The following is a 19,774-nucleotide window of genomic DNA, read 5'->3' as shown; positions in this document are numbered from 1 at the left end:
CGGACGGGCAGGGACCAGAGTAGCCCGGTAGACTGGCCCCTCCCGTACAAGAGGAGCAGCGGTGTCCGAAGTCCCGACCGGCCCGGCCCCCGGTCCCCGTGCACAGGCCGAGACAGAGCGGAAGTTCGCCCTGCTGCCCGGTGCGCAACTGCCCGACCTGGCCGGGATCGCCATCATCGGCGACCCCGAGGTGCAGGAGCTCGACGCCACCTACTTCGACTCACCGTCGTACGAGCTGAACCGGGCCCGGATCACCCTGCGGCGTCGCACCGGCGGCAGTGACGCGGCCTGGCACGTCAAGCTCCCTCCGGTGGAGGGCACCAGGACCGAGCTGCACGTCCCGCTGGATGCCACTCCCGATCCGCTGGTCGTGCCGCGCAGCCTGCGCACCGTCGTCGGCGAGCGGGTGGGCGCCGTCGCGCTGGTGCCGGTGGCCCGGCTCCGGACGGTGCGTACCGTACGGCAGCTCTCCGATCCGCAGACCGGGACCCCGCTGGCCGAACTCGCGGACGACGAGGTCACCGCGACGCGCTTCCCCCTGCCGGGCCGGCAGGGCACCGAGACGACGTGGCGGGAGATCGAGGTCGAGCTGCACGAGGGGTCGCGCTCCTTCCTCGACGCCGTCACCGAGCGCTTCCAGTGGGCCGGCATCGTCCCTGCCAGCTCCCCCGCCAAGATCAACCAGGCCCTCGGGGACGCCCCGGCGCGGGCCGCCGCCCACGTCCCCTCGAGCGACGACCTGCTCAGCCAGACCGTGCTGGCGGCCCTCGCGACGCACGTCGGGGTGCTCCAGGGCAGGGAGGAGGCGGTGGCGGCCGACGCCCCCGACGCGGTGCACAAGGCTCGGGTCGCGGCCCGACGGCTGCGCAGCATCCTGCGCGTCTTTCGCGACCTGTTCGAGGCCGAGGCGGTAGGGTCCCTCCGCGAGGAGCTCCAGTGGTACGCCACCGAGCTGGGCCACGCCCGCGACGCCGAGGTGCAGAAGGTGAAGCTGCTGGACCGCCTGGACGCCCTCCCACCCGAGTCGGTGATCGGGCCGGTGCGGGCCAGGATGGAGACCGAACTCGAACGGACCCACCAGGAGGGACTCGCCGGTGTGGCGGCCTGTCTCGCCGACGCCCGGTACACCCGCCTGATGGTCACGCTGAGCCGGTGGCTGACCGACCCGCCCCTGGTGGCGGTGGCCGACGCCCGGGTCTCGGAGCGCGCGATCGCCCTGCTCGACAAGGCGATCAAGCGCGTCCGCAAGGCCCACGACGCCGCAGAGCAATCGGAGGGCCAGGAGCGGCTCGAGGCGCTCCATGAGGTCCGCAAGAAGTCCAAGGTCGTCCGGTACGCCTGCGAAGCGCTGATCGCGGTGTACGGGGAGCCCGCCGCGTCCTCGGCCCGGGACTGGGAGGCCGTCACCGAGGTGTTCGGCGAGATGAACGACGCGGCGGTGGCCCGGCAGCGGCTGCTGCGGCTGGCCGACGCGGCCGCCGCGGCGGGCGAACCGACGTTCACGTACGGCGTCCTCTACGGCACGCAGATGGGCGACCTCGACCGCGATCTGCCGGCCGCCCGCGCCGCCCTGCGCCGAGCTGTCCGCCGCGGCCCCGACAGCTGGGCCGACACCGACTGAGCCGGGACACTCTGACGAAGGAGGCCCCCGGAACCCACAGGTTCCGGGGGCCTCGTTCGCGTCGGGCGGGAGCGTCAGAGCGAGATCGGGCGCACCTGCGGACCGATCGGACGCGGCAGCTTCGTCGACCCGCTGAGGAAGGCGTCGACGCCGGCGGCGCAGGAGCGTCCCTCGGCGATCGCCCACACGATCAGCGACTGGCCGCGACCGGTGTCACCACAGGAGAAGACCCCTTCGACGTTGGTCATGTAGCTGTCGTCGCGCGCCACGTTGCCGCGCCGGTCGAGGCTGACGCCGAGCTCGTCGACCAGGCCTTCGGCCTCGGGGCCGACGAAACCCATCGCCAGCACGACCATGTCTGCCGGGATGACCTTCTCCGAGCCGTCGACGGGCGCGAAGCCGCCGGAACCGTTGGGCTTGACCTCCACGAACCGCAGCTGGCGCACGTGGCCCTCGTCGTCGCCGATGAACTCGGTGGTCGACGCCTCGAACACGCGCTGGCCGCCCTCTTCCTGGGAGGTCGACACCCGCCAGACGGCCGGGTAGGTCGGCCACGGCTGGTTCGCCGGGCGGTCCTGCCCCGGTGCGGGGAAGATCTCCAGCTGGGTGACCGAGGCCGCGCCCTGGCGCAACGCGGTGCCGATGCAGTCCGAACCGGTGTCGCCTCCGCCGATGACGACGACATGCTTGTCGGTCGCGACGATCTGGTTCTCGACGGTCCGGCCGCGGGCGACGCGGTTGGCCTGCGGCAGGTAGTCCATGGCGAAATGGATGCCCTCGAACTCACGACCCACCGCCGGCAGGTCCCGCGGCTTGGTCGAGCCCATCGCCACCACGACGGCGTCGTAGCGCGACTTCAGCTGCGACCAGGTGATGTCCTTGCCGATGGTCACCCCGGTACGGAAGAGGGTGCCCTCGTCCTTCATCTGGTGGATCCGTCGGTCCAGGACGGACTTCTCCATCTTGAACTCCGGGATGCCGTAGCGCAGCAGGCCACCGGGAGCGTCGGCGCGCTCGAAGACCGCGACGGTGTGGCCGACCCGGGTCAGCTGCTGGGCGGCGGCGAGACCGGCCGGCCCCGACCCGACGACGGCGACCGTGTAACCGGTGTGCCAGTCGGGTGCCTGCGGCTCGATGTAGCGGTCGTCCCAGGCACGCTCGGCGATCGAGACCTCGATCCCCTTGATCGCGACCGGGTCACCGTTGATGCCCACGACACAGGCCGTCTCGCAGGGGGCCGGGCAGAGGCGGCCGGTGAACTCCGGGAAGTTGTTGGTCGCGTGCAGCCGGTCGGAGGCCGCCTGCCAGTCGTCGCGCCAGACCAGGTCGTTCCACTCGGGAATGATGTTGCCCAGGGGGCAGCCCTGATGGCAGAACGGGATGCCGCAGTCCATGCAGCGGGCGGCCTGGGTCGAGATGATCGGCAGGAACGCCGCGGCAGGACCACCCGGGTAGACCTCGTTCCAGTCCTGTACACGTTCCTGGACGTCGCGGCGCTCCGGGTGCTCGCGCGGGTACTTCATGAAACCACGGGGATCAGCCACGGGTCGCCTCCATCATCTTGGCGGTGGTCGCTTCGTCGTCGAGGCCCTCGGCCTCGGCCTGGGACCGGGCCGCGAGGACCCGGGCGTAGTCGCGGGGCAGCACCTTGGTGAACCGCTCGCCGATCACGGCGTCGGCGGCCTCGCCGTCGAGCAGCCGGGCAGCGACCGCCGACCCGGTCTCCTGCCGGTGCTTCTCCAGCAGGCCACGGACGAGGGCGACGTCGTCACCCTCGAGCGTCACCGGGTCGGCCAGCTCGGTGTTGAGGCGATGCGGGTCGAGGTCGAGGACGTACGCCACGCCGCCGGACATGCCGGCCGCGAAGTTGCGCCCGGTCGGTCCGGCGACCACGACGGTGCCGCCGGTCATGTACTCACAGCCGTGGTCACCGACGCCCTCGACGACCGCGGTCGCGCCGGAGTTGCGGACGCAGAAGCGCTCGCCGACCTGACCGCGGAGGAAGAGCTCACCGGAGGTGGCGCCGTAGCCGATCACGTTGCCGGCGATGATCTCGTCCTCGGCGACGAAGGTGGCGTCCTCCTGCGGCCGGATGATCACCCGGCCGCCCGACAGGCCCTTGGCCACATAGTCGTTCGAGTCGCCGTTGAGCCGCAGGGTGAGGCCCTTCGGGATGAAGGCACCGAAGCTCTGCCCGCCCGAGCCGGTGAAGGTGACGTCGATGGTGTCGTCCGGCAGGCCCTTGCCCTCGGTGGCCATGGTGATCTCGTGGCCGAGCAGCGTGCCGACCGTACGGTGCACGTTGCGCACCGCGATCGAGCCGCGGACCGGCTCCGGCGTACGTCCCTCGCGGGCCGCCTCCAGCACGGGGGCGACCAGGTCCATCAGCTGCATGTCGAGCTGCTTGTCGAGGTCGTGGTCCTGGTCGATCACGTGGCGCCGGGCGGTGTGCTCCGGCACCGACGGCTGGTGGAGGACCGGGCTGAGGTCGAGGCCGACGGCCTTCCAGTGGTTCTCCGCGGTGCGGGTGTCCAGCTGGTCGGAGCGACCGATCGCCTCCTCCAGGGTACGGAAACCGAGTTCCGCGAGGATCTCCCGGACCTCCTCGGCGATGTACTCGAAGAAGGTCTCGACGAACTCCGGCTTGCCGGTGAACTTCGCCCGCAGCTCCGGGTTCTGCGTCGCGACGCCGACGGGGCAGGTGTCCAGGTGACAGACGCGCATCATCACGCAGCCCTCGACGACCAGCGGAGCGGTGGCGAAACCGAACTCCTCGGCGCCGAGCAGAGCAGCGATGACGACGTCACGCCCGGTCTTCATCTGGCCGTCCGCCTGGACGACGACGCGGTCGCGCAGCCCGTTGGCGATCAGCGTCTGCTGGGTCTCCGCCAGGCCGAGCTCCCACGGGGTGCCGGCGTGCTTGATCGACGTCAGCGGGGCTGCGCCCGTACCGCCGTCGAAGCCAGAGATCAGCACGACGTCGGCCTTCGCCTTCGCCACACCCGCGGCGACGGTCCCGACACCCGACTCGGACACCAGCTTGACGTGGATGCGCGCCACGGGGTTGGCGCACTTCAGGTCATGGATGAGCTGCTTGAGGTCCTCGATCGAGTAGATGTCGTGGTGCGGCGGTGGCGAGATCAGCCCGACGCCCGGCGTCGAGTGACGCGTCTTCGCGACCCACGGGTAGACCTTCTGGCCGGGCAGCTGGCCGCCCTCGCCGGGCTTGGCGCCCTGGGCCATCTTGATCTGGATGTCCTCGGCGTACGACAGGTACTCGGAGGTGACGCCGAAGCGGCCGGAGGCGACCTGCTTGATCTTGGAGCAGCGTGCCGGGTCGTGCAGGCGCTCGGGGTCCTCACCGCCCTCACCGGTGTTCGACTTGCCGCCGATCCGGTTCATCGCGATGGCCAGCGTCTCGTGCGCCTCCATGGAGATGGAGCCGTACGACATGGCGCCGGTCGCGAACCTCGGCAGGATCGACTCGATCGGCTCGACCTCGTCGATGTCGATCGGCTGGCGGTTGTGCCGGAACTTCAACAGGCCGCGCAGCGTCATCAGCCGCTCGGAGCTGTCGTTGACCCGGTCGGTGTACTGCTTGAACACGTCGTAGCGACGGTTGCGGGTGGCGTGCTGGAGCCGGAACACGGTCTCCGGGTCGAAGAGGTGCTCCTCGCCCTCGCGACGCCACTGGTAGTCGCCACCGATCTCCAGGCGACGGTGCGCCAGCGGGATACCGTCCTCCGGGTAGGCGCCGAGGTGACCCGCGGCGATCTGGAGATGGACCTGCTCCAGCCCGATGCCGCCGATCTTCGACGTGGTCCCGGTGAAGTAGCGGTCCACGAGTTCCTGGGACAGACCGACGGCCTCGAAGATCTGCGCACCGGTGTAGGACGCCACGGTGGAGACGCCCATCTTGGACATCACCTTGAGCACGCCCTTGCCGAGCGCCTTCGCCACGTTGGCGACGGCCTTCTGCGGCGGGACGGTCACGTACGTCTCGGTGCGGGCCAGGTCCTCCGCGGTCTCGAAGACCAGGTAGGGGTTGATGGCCGCGGCGCCGTAGCCGATGAGGGTGCTCACGTGGTGCACCTCACGGACGTCGCCGGCCTCGACCACGATGCCGACCTTCGTGCGGGTCTTCTCGCGGACCAGGTGGTGATGGATGGCCGCGGTGAAGAGCAGCGACGGGATCGGCGCCCACTCCTGCTTGGCGTGACGGTCGGACAGGACCAGGATCCGGGCCCCTCGGCGATCGCCGTCGAGGCCTCCTCGCACAGCTCCTCCAGCCGGCGCTCCAGCCCCTCGGTGCCCGACTCGATCGGGTAGAGGCCGCGCAGCACGTACGACTGGTAGCCGGGCAGGTTGCCGTCCTGGTTGATCCGGACGATCTGGGTCAGTTCGTCGTTGTTGAGGATCGGGAAGGGCAGGACGATCTGGCGGCAGGACGCCGGTCCCGGCTCGAGCAGGTTCTGCTCCGGGCCGATGCTGTTGAAGAGGCTGGTGACCAGTTCCTCACGGATGGCGTCCAGCGGCGGGTTGGTGACCTGCGCGAAGTGCTGGACGAAGTAATCGAACATCAGCTTCGGCCGCTGCGAGAGCACCGGGATGGGCGCGTCGGTGCCCATGGCCCCGATCGGCTCGGCTCCGGTGTTCGCCATCGGGGCGATGATCTTGCGCAGCTCCTCCTCGGTGTACCCGAAGACCTGCTGGCGGCGGGTGACCGAGGCGTGGGTGTGCACGATGTGCTCGCGGACGGGCAGCTCGGACAGGTTGATCCTGCCCTCCTGGAGCCACTCACCGTAGGGCGCCTGCTCGGCGAGCGCCTGCTTGATCTCCTCGTCCGGGACGATCCGGTGCTCCGCGAGGTCGGCGAGGAACATCTGGCCGGGCTTGAGCCGGCCCTTGGCGCGCAGGTCGTGGTCCGGGATGTCCAGCACGCCCGACTCGGACGCCAGGACGACCAGTCCGTCATTGGTGATCCAGTACCGCCCGGGGCGCAGGCCGTTGCGGTCGAGGACCGCGCCGATCTGGGTGCCGTCGGTGAACGTCATGCAGGCCGGGCCGTCCCACGGCTCCATCAGACAGGCGTGGTACGCGTAGAAGTCGCGCACCTCCTGGTCCATGTCGTGGTTGTTCTCCCAGGCCTCCGGGATCATCATCAGCACCGCGTGGGGCAGGCTGCGACCGGCCAGGTTGAGCAGCTCGACCACGGAGTCGAACGAGGCGGAGTCGGACGCCGTCGGCTCACAGATCGGGAAGAGCCGGTCCAGCGAACCGGGGATCTGCGAGGTCGCGAGCAGTGCCTCGCGGGCCCGCATCCAGTTCTTGTTGCCCCGGACGGTGTTGATCTCACCGTTGTGGGCGACCATCCGGAACGGATGGGCGAGCTCCCAGGCGGGGAAGGTGTTGGTGGAGAAGCGCGAGTGCACCACGGCCAGGGCGGAAGCCATCCGCTCGTCGTGCAGTTCGGGGAAGACCTCCTCCAGCTGCATCGTGGTGAGCATGCCCTTGTAGACGAGGGTCCGCGCGGACAGCGACGGGAAGTAGACCTTGGCCTCACGCTCGGCCCGCCGGCGCAGGCCGTAGACCATCCGGTCGACCTCCACTCCGGTGCGACCGTCCCCGGGGGTGACGACGAGGTGCTCGAAGTGCGGCATCACGTGCAGCGAGATGGGGCTGAGGGTGTCGGTGACGACGGGCACCGGGCGCCAACCGACGACGCGCAGGCCCTCCTCGGCGGCGATCTGTTCGATCTCGCGCCGAGCGGCGTTGCGACGCGGCTCCTTCGGCGGCAGGAACGCCATCCCGACGGCGTACGTGCCGGGGGCGGGCAGTTCGAAGTCGCAGACCTCGCGCAGGAAGTCGTCGGGAACCTGCAGCAGGATGCCCGCGCCGTCGCCGGCGGCTTCATCGGCTCCGGTGGCGCCGCGGTGGTCGAGGTTACGCAGGGCCTCGAGGCCCTGCTCGAGGATCCGGTGGGACGGTTCGCCGCTCAGGGTGGCCACGAAGGCCACACCACATGCATCGTGTTCGTACATCGGGTCATAGAGACCCTTGCCAACGATGCCCTCCCGAGCCTGGAGCGCACTGTCAGGAGCCATGTTCTTCCCCTCGGACAGGCCGCGTCGTCACCTCAGCGGTGAGAACGGGCGGTGAGACGGTGACCAGGTCAGCGGCGTGGGAGCCCCCGACCGGCGCGACCGTGCGGATATGGTGCCGCCGCCGGCTCCGTTGCACGACAGCAGTGTTCCAAGGACACATCATCGACCAACTAAACGAATGTGTAAATAGCGCTGTGGATCCTGTTACACAATCGACGGTCGTCGTAACACGGCTGTCATCTTTCGGGTCGTCCGTATGGCGACATGAGGCGAGCCCTTCGTGACCGAACGTACACCCACGCCGAAGCGACGCCCCCGATCAGCGCGGTGAGGGCCAGCACCCACGCGGCCCGGAGCACCCCGGACTCCTCGGGCAGCAGCAGGAAGAGGGCCAGCAGGAGCGCCCACTGGAACAGCCCGGCGGCGAGCAGTTGGCCGTGGCGCATCTCCTCGAGCACGGCGCTGACCATCACCGACCAGCCGACCGCCGTGAGGAGGGCGAGGAGCCCGTAGCCGACCCCGAAGCGCCAGGTGGTGCCGGTCAGCAGTCCCCACACCAGCCCGGTCCCCACGCCGCCACCGAGCCACCCGTGGGCAGCGCCCAGGGTCGGGCGGACGACGCCCCGCCAGGCGAGTTCCTGGGCGGCGGCCAGCGGGAGATAGGCCGCCGCCCTGGCAGCGAACGGGAGCCCCGCGTCCACATCGATCCGGGGGGCCGGCAGCCAGCCGAACATCAGGCAGAGCTGGTTCCAGACGACCATCATGGCGACGACCATCAGCACCAGGGCGACGCTGCGGCGGATGACCCGCGGGGTCACCCCGACATCGAAGCGGGTCCGCAGCCCGGGCAGGCGACGGCGGGTGAGCAGGACGAGTCCGACACCGAGCAGCGGCGCCAGGGTGGGGGCGTCGAGGCGACCCGCGTCGCGCAGCGACCACCCGACGAGCAGCCGGTCCGCCGCCACGACCAGGGCGATCGGCAGGGCCAGCACGGCGACGACCAGCCACGCCTGGGCAGGCGAGGTGGACTCCGCGGTGGCGGGAGCCGGGGTGGTGGGAGCCGGGGCGGCCGTCATGCCACCGGTTCCTCCTCCGGGACGGCGGCCCGGGGGTCGACCGACGTGGGGGTCTCGCGCACGGGGTGGCGTCGCAGGCTGACGATCAGGGCCACCACCGCGACCACGAAGACCACCAACGACACGTACTCGTTGATCCGCCAGGTGCCGACGTGGTTGGCGGTGTCGATCCGCAGGCCCTCGATCCAGAACCGGCCGAACGTGTACAGGGAGACATAGAGCCAGAAGACCTGACCATGTCCGAGCTGCAGCCGCCGGTCCAGGAGGACGAGGGTCGCGGCGACCACGAGGACCCAGATCAGCTCGTAGAGGAACGTGGGGTGGAAGGTGGCGTACTGCTCGTACCCGACCGGCCGGTGCGCCAGATCGATCTGCAGCCCCCAGGGCAGGGTCGTGGGACGCCCGAAGAGCTCCTGGTTGAACCAGTTGCCGAGCCGGCCCAAGCCCTGTGCCACGGCCACTGCGGGGCGAGGGAGTCGGCCATGGCGGCGAAGGACGCACCGCGGCGCCGGCAGACGATCCAGACGGCCAGTGCCCCGGCGGCCACCGCCCCCCAGATCCCCAAGCCACCGTTCCAGATGTAGAGCGCCTCGATCGGGTGGCGGCCCGGACCGAAGTACAACTGGTGGTCGGTGATCACGTGGTAGAGCCGGGCGCCGATGATGCCCACCGGCACCGCCAGCAGGATCGCCGTCTCCAGCGTGTCCTGGCTGCCGCCGCGGGCTTTCCAGCGCCGGGACGCAATGAACCACGCCAGCACGATGCCGGTGAGGATGCACAGGGCGTAGGCCCGGATGGGGATCACCAGGCCGGTCCCGGGAACCGGTAGCTCCCAGACCCCCTGGGGTGGGCTGGGGATCGACAAAGGGACCAGCGCCATCGGGTCGAGCGCAGGGGGGTCATCGGGCCGCCTTTCGGGTCATCGGGGCAGCGACACTCTAGCCACTCGCCATCCCGCTCTCAGCGGGCGCGGACGCCGCGAGCCAGATCGGAGGTGAGCGCCCGCAATGCGGTCAGGTCGTCCGGCCGGCCGGTGTCGTCGGCGTCGATGAGCGTACGGACGAGCGCCGAGCCGACGATGACGGCGTCGGCGTAGGCGCCGATCTCCGCCGCCTGGGCACCGTCCGAGACCCCCAGGCCGATGCCGACCCTGGTGTCGGGGCTGATCCGCCGGATCCGCTGGGTGAGGACGTGACCGGCCTCGGACGTGGTGTCCCGGGCACCGGTGACGCCCATCACCGCGGTGGCGTAGAGCCAGCCTCGCGCCGCGTCGGCGGTGAGCTTGATCCGGTCATCGGTCGATGACGGGGCGACCAGGTAGATCCGGTCGACACCATGGGCGTCGGTGGCCGGCGTCCACTCGTCGGCCTCGTCAGGGGTGAGGTCGGGGGTGATCACCCCGGCGCCGCCGGCGTTGGCGAAGTCGCGGGCGAACGCGTCGCACCCGTACTGCTCGATGAGGTTCCAGTAAGACATCACGCAGGGCGTGGCGCCGGCCGCGGCGACGGCCTCGGTCGCGGCGAGGACGTCACGGACCCGGACGCCCCGCTCCAGGGCACGGGTCGCGGCGCGTTGGATGGTCGCGCCGTCCATCATCGGGTCCGAGTACGGGATGCCGATCTCGACGATGTCGGCGCCCGGGCCGTCACCGGGATCGACCAGGGCGCGCATGGCGTCGAGCGAGCCGGGGACCGTCGGGTAACCGACCGGGAGGTAGCCGATGAAGACCGCCCGCTCCTCCGCCGCGGCGCGGTCGAAGATCGGGGTGCAGTTGCCTGGTGCGGTCATCTCACAGCTCCTCGGGGCGCGGTTCGGCGTGGGCGGCGCGGTCAGCCGGTAGTTCCACCGGATCACCACCCTGGGTGGCGTCGACCTCGCCCGTCAGGCCGAACCACCGGATGGCGGTCCGGACGTCCTTGTCGCCACGGCCCGACAGGGTGACCATGATCAGCGGCCGGGCGTCCGGGTCGGTCTGCGCCAGCCGACGGCCCAGGCGCATCGCGCCCGCGACGGCGTGGGCCGACTCGATGGCGGGCATCAGCCCCTCGGTCTGGGTCAGCAGGCGGAACGCCTCCATGGCCTCGGCGTCGGTGACGGGTTCGTACGTCGCCCGACCGGCGTCGTGCAGGTACGAGTGCTCCGGACCGACGCCCGGGTAGTCCAGGCCGGCCGAGATCGAGTGCGACTCGAGGGTCTGGCCGTCCTCGTCCTGCAGCAGATATGTACGGGTGCCGTGCAGCACGCCGACGGAGCCCCCGTTGATGGAGGCGGCGTGGCGGCCAGTCTCCACCCCGTCGCCCCCCGCCTCGTAGCCGTAGAGCGCGACGGAGGCGTCCGGGATGAAATCGGCGAAGGAGCCCAGCGCGTTGGACCCTCCGCCCACGCAGGCGCAGACGGCGTCGGGCAGCCGCCCGTACGTGTCGAGGAACTGCTGCCGGGCCTCGGTGGAGATCACCCGCTGGAACTCCCGGACGATCTTCGGGAAGGGGTGCGGGCCTGCCACGGTGCCGATCAGGTAGTGGGTCTCGTCGACGGTGGCGACCCACTCGCGCATGGCCTCGTTCATCGCGTCCTTGAGCGTCGCCGAGCCCGACTCGACGGCGATGACCTCGGCTCCCAGCAGCTGCATCCGGGCGACGTTGAGGGCCTGTCGGTCGGTGTCGACCTTGCCCATGTAGATGCGGCACTCCAGGCCCATCAGGGCGGCGGCCGTCGCGGTGGCGACGCCGTGCTGGCCGGCGCCGGTCTCGGCGATGACACGCTTCTTACCCATCCGACGTGTCAGCAACGCCTGGCCCAGGACGTTGTTGATCTTGTGGGAGCCGGTGTGGTTGAGGTCCTCGCGCTTGAAGACGATGCGGGCGTTGCCGCAGTGGACGGAGAAGCGCTTCGCCTCGGTGAGCGGGGTCGGGCGACCCGCGTAGTTGGCCCGCAGGTCGTTCAGCTCGGCCCCGAAGTCCGGGTCGACGAGGGCCTTCTCGTAGGCCTCCTCGAGCTCGGCGAGGGCGGCGTACAGTGCCTCGGGCACGAACTTGCCGCCGAGCCGGTCGAAGTGGCCGCGGGCGTCGGGCAGTTCCCGCCCGTCCCAGGGGCGCTGACCGGCGAGGTTGCGGTCCTGCTCGGGTGCGTTGTCAGCCACGATGGGCCTCCTTCATGGCGCGGACTCCGGCGACCGGGTCGCCGCCGGTGACGAGGGCCTGCCCGATCAGGGCGACGTCGGCGCCCGCCTCGGCGAAGACACGGACGTCGTCGGGGGTACGGACCCCGGACTCGGCGACCTTGACCACCTCGTCCGGCACCAGCGGCGCGAGACGGGCGAAGGTCGCCGTGTCCACCTCGAGGGTGTCCAGGTTGCGGTTGTTGATGCCGATGAGGGCGGCGCCCAGATCGAGGGCCCGGCGGACCTCGTCGGCGGTGTGGGTCTCGACGAGCGGCGTCAGGCCGAGGTCGAGCGCGGTGGCGTGCAGGCCGGCCAGCTCGCGGTCGGTCAGCGAGGCGACGATCAGCAGTGCCAGGTCGGCCCCGGCGGCGCGCGCCTCGTACAGCTGGTAGTCGTCGACGACGAAGTCCTTGCGCAGCACCGGGATGTCGACCCGGGCCCGGACGGCGACCAGGTCCGCCAGGGTGCCGCCGAACCGGCGCCGTTCGGTGAGGACGGAGATGGCGTCGGCCCCTCCGCGGGCGTAAGCCTCGGCGAGGGCGGCGGGATCGGCGATCTCGGCCAGGGCTCCGGCGGACGGGCTGGACCGCTTCACCTCGGCGATCACGGCGATCCCGGGAGCCCGGAAGGCCGGCAGCGGGTCACGGGCCGGCGGCAGCGCCTCGATGCGCCTCGCCAGCTCGTCCTGACCGGTGAGCGCGCGGCGCTCCTCCATGTCGGCGCGGGCCCCCGCGTTCAGCTCGTCGAGCACACCCATCCCGGCTCTCCCTTCGTCGCTCTGTCTGTTCTACCGCACCGCTCCAGGCGTCCCGCGCAATGGAACGCCCACGGACGACAAGGGCGCCCTGGACCGACGGTCCGGGCGCCCCGTGGCTGTCGTGAGGTCCTACACGTTGTCCAGGCCCATCCCCCGGAGCACGGCCCAGGCGATCCAGGCGATCAGGGCGATGACACCGGCGATGATCAGCAGGACCAGCTTCGGGGTCGGCACCATGGCGACCACACCGACGACGACGGCGACCATGAAGATGATGGAGAACGCGTACGCGGCCGGCGACTTGCCGTGGTGGTACTTCTCCTCGGGCGCGTGGCCGATCGCACTGTGACTCATCCTTGACTCTCCCTGTCCGGTGACGCTGCCTGCGGGGGTTCCTGCTGCGAGGAGGGTACCGCAGTTTCCCGGGTGGGGTCGACGCCCGCATCCAGTGCTTTCCACACAGCGGTCGCGTCGGTGAGATCGACCGCCACCGGGCCCCGTTCGAACCGGGCACGGCGCGTCTCCCAGCGGGGGGCGAACGCGACGACCAGCGCTCCGCCGAAGGCCACCAGCACCCCACCGGCGAGATAGGCCCAGGGCCACGGGGTGCCGGTCAGTGACCAGTCCGTCGACAGGCTGACGGAGCGCAGCGCCGAGGCGACGACGTCCGCGGCGGGGCGCGGGCGGGAGGCGCCCACGGCGATCATCCCGGCACCGGCGAGGAACAGGACGCCGCCGAGGATCTGCCGGCCGCGAGCCCCCAGGGTGAGGGAGAGGAGGAGCCCGGCGGCGGTGACGATGGCGAGGGCCTGGGTCAGGCTGCCGCTGGCAGCCGTCCCACTGATCGCGGCACTGCTGCCGGTGACGTCGGCGTGCCACCAGGGCTGGGCCGCGGTGGCGAAGGCCACCACCGTGCCGGCCAGCAGCGCACTGTAGGCGACGCCGCGCCAGCGAGCGGCGGTCATCCGGCCGCCCCGTCCAGTCCCCGCCAACTGTCGGCGGTCGCGATCGCCCGGACCACCGCCATCGCCTTGTTGCGGCACTCCTGGTTCTCGTTCGCCGGGACGGAGTCGGCGACGATCCCGGCGCCCGACTGCACGTACGCGACGCCGTCCTTCATCAGCGCCGTACGGATCGCGATCGCGACGTCGGCGTTGCCGGCGAAGTCGAAGTAGCCGATCACCCCTCCGTACACGCCCCGACGGCTGACCTCGAGCCCGTCGATGATCTCCATCGCCCGCACCTTCGGCGCGCCGGACAGCGTGCCGGCCGGGAAACAGGACAGGACAGCCTCGACGGCATCGACGTCGTCACGCAGGTGCCCGGTGACGCCGGCCTCGAGGTGCATCACGTGCGAGTAGCGCCGCACCTTCATGAACTCGATCACCGTGACGGTCCCGGGTTCGCTCACCCGGCCCAGGTCGTTGCGGCCGAGGTCGACGAGCATGACGTGCTCGGCCCGCTCCTTCTCATCGGCGAGGAGTTCCTGTTCCAGCGCGACGTCCTCAGCGGGCGTCCGCCCGCGCGGCCGGGTGCCGGCGATGGGATGGGTGACGGCGTCGCGGTCGGTCACCGTGACCAAGGCCTCGGGGCTCGACCCGACGATGTCGAAACCGTCGAGGCGGAGCAGGTACAGGTACGGGCTGGGGTTGATCCGGCGCAGCACCCGGTACACATCGAGCGGATCGGCCTGGGTGCGGATGTCGAAACGCTGGGAGACGACGACCTGGAAGGCCTCACCGGCCCGGATCTCCTCGACCGCTGACTCGACGGCCGCCTCGAACTCGGCCGGGGTCCGCTGTTCGACCACCGTGGGGGCGCTGCCCGTGTCGTCGACGGCCCGGACCAGCGGCTGCGTCGGTTCGGTGAGGCGGCGCGCCATCGTCTCGACCCGGGCGACGGCGTCCGCGTACGCCTCGTCGACCCGCTCGTCCGTCGCGTCGTAGTTGATGGCGTTGGCGATCAGCCAGAGCTCGCCTGTGCGGTGGTCCATCACCGCCAGATCGGTCGCCAGCATCATCACCAGCTCCGGCACCTTGAGGTCGTCGATGTTGTCGTCGGGGAGCACCTCGAGGCGGCGGACGATGTCGTAGCCGAGGTAGCCGACGAAACCGTTGACGAACGGCGGCAGCCCGTCGGGCCGTTCGGTGCGCAGGACCTGGAGGGACTCCCGCAGCACCGCGAGCGGATCCCCGCTGGTCGGCAGACCGACCGGCGGCGTGCCGGACCACTCCGCCCGGCCGTCCCGCTCGGTCAGCGTCGCGCCACTCCGCAGACCGATGATCGACCAGCGGGAGAACACGCCGTCCTCGGCGGACTCGAACAGGAAGGTGTGCGGCTCGTCACGGGCCAGGGCGGCATAGAGCCCGACGGGTGTCTCGGTGTCGGCCAGCACCTTCGTCCAGACCGGGATCACCCGGCTGGTCCGGGCCTGGTCGCGGAACTCCTCGCCACTGGGGACGATCGGCAGGGTCATCGGCTCTCCCCCAGCTCCAGGGTCCGGGTGTCGAAGCAGGAGGTCGTGCCGAGGTGACAGGCGGCACCCTCCTGCTCCACCTGCAGCAGGAGAGTGTCACCGTCGCAGTCCAGCTCGACCTTGCGGACCCACTGGCGGTGGCCGCTCTCCTCGCCCTTGACCCACATCCTGCCCCGGCTGCGCGACCAGTAGGTGCCCCGGTGCGTCGCCAGCGTCAGGGCCAGCGCCTCATCGTTCATCCAGGCCATCATCAGCACGCGGCCCGTGGTCGCGTCCTGGGCGATCGCGGGTACGAGGCCGTCCGGGGTCCGCTTCAGCAGCGCGGCCACATCCTCGGGAAGACTGGTCTGGTCAGGGTTGGGAGTCACCGTCCTATTGTGGCCCCTGCGTCAGCCGAGCTTGTCGAGGATGATCTCGCGGACGCGGCCGGCGTCGGCCTGCCCGCGCATCTCCTTCATCACCGCGCCGATCAGCGCACCGGCAGCCTGGACCCGACCCCCGCGGATCCTGTCCGCGACGTCGGGATTGGCCGCGATCGCCTTGTCCACGGCCGCGGCGAGGGCGCCGTCGTCCGAGACGACGGCCAGGCCGCGGGTGGCGACGACCTGCTCCGGCTCCCCTTCGCCGGCAAGGATCCCGTCGAACACCTGTCGGGCCAGCTTGTCGTTGATCGTGCCCGCCTCGACGAGGGCCTGGACGCCGGCGACCTGGGCGGGGGTGATGCCGAGTTCGTCGAGGGTCGTACCGGCCTCGTTGGCACGCCGCGACAGTTCGGTGGTCCACCACTTGCGGGCAGCCTGGGCGCTTGCCCCGGCGGCGACGGTCGACTCGACGAGACCGAGGGCCCCGGCGTTGACGACGTCCCGCATCTCGAGGTCGCTGAAGCCCCACTCGGCCTGCAGCCGGTGTCGCTTCTTGGTGGGATCCTCCGGCAGGGTGGCTCGCAACTCCTCCACCCACTCGCGGCTGGGGGCGATCGGCACCAGGTCGGGCTCGGGGAAGTAGCGGTAGTCCTCCGCCTCCTCCTTGGACCGGCCGAAGGAGGTCTCACCCAGGTGCTCCAGCCAGTTGCGGGTGCACTGCTGGATGGTTCCGCCGTCCTGCAGCAGCGCCGCCTGGCGCTGGATCTCGTACGTCACGGCGCCCTCGATGGAGCGGAACGAGTTGATGTTCTTCGTCTCGGTCCGGGTGCCGAGCTTCTCCCGCCCCCACGGGCGCAGCGAGACGTTGGCGTCGCAGCGCAGGGAGCCCTCGTTCATCCGGACGTCGGACACCCCGAGCGCACGCATCAGGTCGCGGACGGTCTCCACGTAGCGACGGGCGACCTCGGGAGCCCGTGCCCCCGCGCCGATGATGGGTTTGGTGACGATCTCAATCAGCGGCACCCCGGCGCGGTTGTAGTCGAGCAGGGAGTAGTCGGCCCCGTGCAGCCGGCCGGTCTCGCCACCGAGGTGGGTCAGCTTGCCGGCGTCCTCCTCCATGTGAGCCCGTTCGATCTCGACCCGGAAGACCTCACCGTCGTCGAGCTCCACGTCGAGGTGACCGTCGTAGGCGATCGGCTCGTCGTACTGGCTGGTCTGGTAGTCCTTCGGCATGTCCGGGTAGAAGTAGTTCTTCCGCGACATCCGACACCACTCCGCGATCGAGCAGTTCAGCGCCAGGCCCATCCGGATCGCGGACTCGACCGCCTTGCCGTTGATCGCCGGCATGGACCCGGGCAGCCCGAGGCACACCGGGCAGGTGTGGGTGTTCGGCGGCGCGCCGAACTCGGCCGAGCAGCCGCAGAACATCTTCGAGGCGGTGTTGAGCTCGACGTGCACCTCCAGCCCCATCACCGGCTCGTACGCGGCCAGGGCCTCCTCGTAGGACAGGATCGGATCGCTCATCGGGTGACACCCTCGGTCATGGTCGTGGCGGGCGTGGTGGTGGGCAGGGCGGGGACCTTGCGGAGCAGCGGTCCGCCCCAGGTGGCGCTCAGCCGGCGTTCCAGGGCCGCGCCCACCCGATACAGGCGGTCGTCGGCCAGGTGGGGCGCCATCACGTGGAAGCCGAGCGGCAGCCCGTCGGTGGTGAGCCCGGACGGGAAGGACGCCGCGGCGTTGCCGGCGAGGTTCGTCGGGATCGTGCACAGGTCGTTGAGGTACATCGCCATCGGGTCGTCGACCCGCTCCCCCATCCGGAACGCCGGGGTGGGAGTGGTCGGCGAGACCAGCACGTCGGCCTGGGCGAACGCCGCCGCGAAATCCTGCTGGACCAGGGTGCGGACCTTCTGCGCGGAGCCGTAGTAGGCGTCGCGGTAGCCGGCCGAGAGGGCGTACGTGCCGATGATGATGCGGCGCTTCACCTCGGCTCCGAAACCGGCCTCGCGGGTCAGCGCCATCACCTGTTCGGTCGAGCGGGTGCCGTCGTCACCGACGCGCAGCCCGTAGCGCATCGCGTCGAAGCGGGCGAGGTTGGAGGACGCCTCGCTCGGCAGGATGAGGTAGTACGCCGCGAGGGCGTACTCGAAGTTCGGGCAGGAGACCTCGACGACCTCCGCGCCCAGGTCCGCGAGCATCTCGACGGTGGCGTGGAAGTTCGCCTCGACCTCGGGGGCGTAGCCCTCGCCACCGAGCTCCCTGACCACACCGATCCGCAGGCCGGTGACGTCGCCGCTGCGGGCCGCCCGGACCACCGGCGGCACCGGGGCGTCCAGCGAGGTCTGGTCCATCGGGTCGTAGCCGGCGATGACCTCGTGCAGCAGCGCGGTGTCGAGGACCGTACGACCGCACGGGCCGGGCTGGTCCAGGCTCGAGGCGAGCGCGATCTGGCCGAAGCGCGAGGTGCCGCCGTAGGTGGGCTTGATCCCGACCGTGCCGGTGAACCCGGCCGGCTGGCGGATCGATCCACCGGTGTCGGTGCCGATCGCCAGCGGGGCCTCGAAGGCCGCCAGCGCCGCGGCCGAGCCACCGCCCGAGCCGCCGGGCACGCGCGTCAGGTCCCACGGGTTGTACGTGGGGCCGTACGCCGAGTTCTCGGTGGACGACCCCATCGCGAACTCGTCCATGTTCGTCTTGCCGAGGATGACGATGCCGGCGTCGAGCAGTCGCTGGGTGACCGTGGCGTTGTACGGGGGCCGCCAGCCCTCGAGGATCCGCGACCCCGCGGTGGTCGGGACCCCGCGCTGGGCGAGCACGTCCTTCAGGGCCAGCGGGACACCGGCCAGCGGGCCGACGGTCTCCCCGGCGGCGATCCTGGCGTCGACGGCGGCGGCCTGCTCGAGGGCCCCCTGCTCGTCGACACTGAGGAATGCGTGGATGGTCGGGTCGACGGCGGCGATGCGGTCCAGGTGCGCCGTGGTGACCTCGACGCTCGACACCTCCCGTCGCGCGATCCGACCGGCCAGATCGGCCGCATCGGCCGTGATGAGCTCCGACATGCCTTCCATGCTCACTGCTCCTCCCCCAGGATCCGCGGGACCCGGAACCGGTCGTCCTGCCGGTCCGGGGCCATCGCCAGGACGTCCTCCACCGGCAACGAGGTCCGCACCTCGTCGACGCGGAAGACATTGGTCATCGGCACCGGGTGTGAGGTCGGCACGACGTCGTCGGTGGCCACGTCGGCAACCCGCGCGACGGCCTCCAGGATCACGTCCAACTGGGGGGCCAGATGGGCCAGCTCCTCCGTGGAGAGGTCGATGCGGGCCAGCTGTGCCAGCCGCGCGACCTCGTCTTGGCTCAACGCCACGGTGCAACTCCTTGGGTCCGGGGTGTCGTGTCCGGGGAGTCGTCCCCGGTCCGGCGCGGCCGCCGAGGGGCCGGCCGCACCCCTCATCCTAGGACCGAGCGCCGACACCCTACCGATGCGCCCGGAGACGGCTCCGGTCCACGACGATCCGGTTAACAGTGTGTGACACGTCGGCGGAAGGGGCGTCCCAATTGCCGTCCCGGCCGGTAGGGAGGGGACAATGACGGTGTGTTCCTGATGCGAGTGTCCATGCCCGACCGACCCGGCGCCCTCGGGGCCGTCGCTTCCGCCGTCGGCCTCGTCGGTTGCGACATCAAGGCGATCGAGATCGTGGAGAGCCTGGACGGCCACGGCATCGACGACTTCATGCTGGAGATCCCGACCGGCGTGCTGCCCGACACCGTGGTCAGCGCCTGCCAGGAGGTCAGCGGGGTCGAGGTGCTGTGGATCTCGCGGCACTACGACAGCGGGACTCTGCAAAGTGACCTCGAGACGCTGGAGCAGATGACCCGCGACCCCGAGCATGCCGCCGAGGTCCTGGTCGACAGCGCCCCGAGCGTCTTCCACTGTCAGTGGAGCGTCCTGGTCGACCGGGCGGACAGCCCGTCCATCTCGTACGCCACACCGATGGCACCTGACCTCGACGCCACTGTCCTGGCCAGCATCGGTGACCTCGGTGGCGCCGGGTCGGCGGAGATGCCCGCCGGCTGGGTGCCGGCGTGGAGCGACACGGCCCTGGCCTGGGCGCCGGTGGGCACCGAGCGCTCGATCCTCGTGGGCCGCACCGGGGGTCCCGTGTGGCTCGCCTCCGAGATCGCGCGACTGCGCCACCTCTCTGCACTGGCCAGCTGATC

General features: G+C 70.8%; 14 protein-coding genes and 2 pseudogenes. 2 read left to right on the top strand and 14 right to left on the bottom strand.

The genetic code is table 11. The annotated features are described in order from the left end of the window. Positions 1 to 61: 61 nt before the first annotated feature. Complete coding sequence (locus Rai3103_RS13480; RefSeq protein ID WP_153573022.1) at positions 62 to 1,621, top strand: CYTH and CHAD domain-containing protein; 1,560 nt, start codon at positions 62 to 64, stop codon at positions 1,619 to 1,621. Positions 1,622 to 1,695: 74 nt separating this feature from the next. On the opposite strand, the gene Rai3103_RS13475 is transcribed toward Rai3103_RS13480, so the two are convergent. From Rai3103_RS13475 to gatC, 14 genes and pseudogenes are all read right to left on the bottom strand, one after another. After that, positions 1,696 to 3,165, bottom strand: coding sequence for a glutamate synthase subunit beta (locus Rai3103_RS13475; RefSeq protein WP_153573021.1), 1,470 nt, complete (start codon positions 3,163 to 3,165; stop codon positions 1,696 to 1,698). Then, positions 3,158 to 7,725: pseudogene (gltB, locus tag Rai3103_RS13470) on the bottom strand (glutamate synthase large subunit). Before gltB ends, Rai3103_RS13475 begins: the two are co-directional and overlap by 8 nt. Before the next feature lie 236 nt (positions 7,726 to 7,961). Beyond that, positions 7,962 to 8,801, bottom strand: coding sequence for a hypothetical protein (locus Rai3103_RS13465; protein WP_153573020.1), 840 nt, complete (start codon positions 8,799 to 8,801; stop codon positions 7,962 to 7,964). After that, positions 8,798 to 9,675, bottom strand: a pseudogene (lgt, locus tag Rai3103_RS13460) (prolipoprotein diacylglyceryl transferase). The gene Rai3103_RS13465 and the pseudogene lgt overlap by 4 nt, the downstream one beginning before the upstream one ends. A gap of 86 nt (positions 9,676 to 9,761) precedes the next feature. Next, the gene (gene trpA, locus Rai3103_RS13455; RefSeq protein WP_153573019.1) at positions 9,762 to 10,589 is read right to left on the bottom strand and encodes a tryptophan synthase subunit alpha; all 828 of its coding nucleotides are present in this window, start codon (positions 10,587 to 10,589) and stop codon (positions 9,762 to 9,764) included. 1 nt (position 10,590) lies between these two features. Then, complete coding sequence (gene trpB / locus Rai3103_RS13450) at positions 10,591 to 11,940, bottom strand: tryptophan synthase subunit beta (RefSeq protein WP_153573018.1); 1,350 nt, start codon at positions 11,938 to 11,940, stop codon at positions 10,591 to 10,593. Next, positions 11,933 to 12,718: an indole-3-glycerol phosphate synthase TrpC gene (gene trpC / locus Rai3103_RS13445; RefSeq protein WP_153573017.1), complete on the bottom strand. Its 786-nt coding sequence runs from the start codon at positions 12,716 to 12,718 to the stop codon at positions 11,933 to 11,935. Before trpC ends, trpB begins: the two co-directional genes overlap by 8 nt. A 129-nt stretch (positions 12,719 to 12,847) precedes the next feature. Beyond that, entirely contained in the window at positions 12,848 to 13,072 is a 225-nt protein-coding gene (locus tag Rai3103_RS13440) for a hypothetical protein (protein ID WP_153573016.1), read from the bottom strand. Further along, entirely contained in the window at positions 13,069 to 13,683 is a 615-nt protein-coding gene (locus Rai3103_RS13435; protein ID WP_153573015.1) for a Trp biosynthesis-associated membrane protein, read from the bottom strand. The genes Rai3103_RS13440 and Rai3103_RS13435 overlap by 4 nt, the downstream gene beginning before the upstream one ends. Next, the gene (locus Rai3103_RS13430) at positions 13,680 to 15,194 is read right to left on the bottom strand and encodes an anthranilate synthase component I (protein WP_153573014.1); all 1,515 of its coding nucleotides are present in this window, start codon (positions 15,192 to 15,194) and stop codon (positions 13,680 to 13,682) included. The genes Rai3103_RS13435 and Rai3103_RS13430 overlap by 4 nt, the downstream gene beginning before the upstream one ends. After that, on the bottom strand, positions 15,191 to 15,562 hold the full coding sequence (hisI, locus tag Rai3103_RS13425; RefSeq protein WP_153573013.1) for a phosphoribosyl-AMP cyclohydrolase: 372 nt from the start codon (positions 15,560 to 15,562) through the stop codon (positions 15,191 to 15,193). Before hisI ends, Rai3103_RS13430 begins: the two co-directional genes overlap by 4 nt. Positions 15,563 to 15,583: 21 nt before the next feature. After that, positions 15,584 to 17,080, bottom strand: coding sequence for an Asp-tRNA(Asn)/Glu-tRNA(Gln) amidotransferase subunit GatB (gene gatB, locus Rai3103_RS13420; RefSeq protein WP_153573012.1), 1,497 nt, complete (start codon positions 17,078 to 17,080; stop codon positions 15,584 to 15,586). After that, positions 17,077 to 18,612: an Asp-tRNA(Asn)/Glu-tRNA(Gln) amidotransferase subunit GatA gene (gene gatA, locus Rai3103_RS13415; protein WP_153573011.1), complete on the bottom strand. Its 1,536-nt coding sequence runs from the start codon at positions 18,610 to 18,612 to the stop codon at positions 17,077 to 17,079. The genes gatB and gatA overlap by 4 nt, the downstream gene beginning before the upstream one ends. Positions 18,613 to 18,623: 11 nt before the next feature. Beyond that, on the bottom strand, positions 18,624 to 18,920 hold the full coding sequence (gene gatC, locus Rai3103_RS13410) for an Asp-tRNA(Asn)/Glu-tRNA(Gln) amidotransferase subunit GatC (protein WP_228488918.1): 297 nt from the start codon (positions 18,918 to 18,920) through the stop codon (positions 18,624 to 18,626). Between the two features lie 249 nt (positions 18,921 to 19,169). On the opposite strand from gatC, the gene Rai3103_RS13405 reads away from it, so the two are divergent. Next, the gene (locus Rai3103_RS13405) at positions 19,170 to 19,772 is read left to right on the top strand and encodes an ACT domain-containing protein (protein WP_228488917.1); all 603 of its coding nucleotides are present in this window, start codon (positions 19,170 to 19,172) and stop codon (positions 19,770 to 19,772) included. Positions 19,773 to 19,774: the final 2 nt, after the last annotated feature.

Source organism: Raineyella fluvialis, assembly GCF_009646095.1.
Classification (GTDB): domain Bacteria; phylum Actinomycetota; class Actinomycetes; order Propionibacteriales; family Propionibacteriaceae; genus Raineyella; species Raineyella fluvialis.
Note: the sequence above shows the minus strand (reverse complement) of the source record. Positions and strands in the feature narration are given on the sequence as shown.

Coding starts and splice junctions, on each gene's coding strand:
- Rai3103_RS13435 (WP_153573015.1), bottom strand. CDS start 13,683: ATGACCGCCGCTCGCTGGCGCGGCGTCGCCTACAGTGCGCTGCTGGCC.
- trpC (WP_153573017.1), bottom strand. CDS start 12,718: ATGGGTGTGCTCGACGAGCTGAACGCGGGGGCCCGCGCCGACATGGAG.
- Rai3103_RS13465 (WP_153573020.1), bottom strand. CDS start 8,801: ATGACGGCCGCCCCGGCTCCCACCACCCCGGCTCCCGCCACCGCGGAG.
- gatA (WP_153573011.1), bottom strand. CDS start 18,612: ATGTCGGAGCTCATCACGGCCGATGCGGCCGATCTGGCCGGTCGGATC.
- gatB (WP_153573012.1), bottom strand. CDS start 17,080: ATGAGCGATCCGATCCTGTCCTACGAGGAGGCCCTGGCCGCGTACGAG.
- Rai3103_RS13440 (WP_153573016.1), bottom strand. CDS start 13,072: ATGAGTCACAGTGCGATCGGCCACGCGCCCGAGGAGAAGTACCACCAC.
- Rai3103_RS13405 (WP_228488917.1), top strand. CDS start 19,170: ATGCCCGACCGACCCGGCGCCCTCGGGGCCGTCGCTTCCGCCGTCGGC.
- trpA (WP_153573019.1), bottom strand. CDS start 10,589: ATGACCGCACCAGGCAACTGCACCCCGATCTTCGACCGCGCCGCGGCG.
- Rai3103_RS13430 (WP_153573014.1), bottom strand. CDS start 15,194: ATGACCCTGCCGATCGTCCCCAGTGGCGAGGAGTTCCGCGACCAGGCC.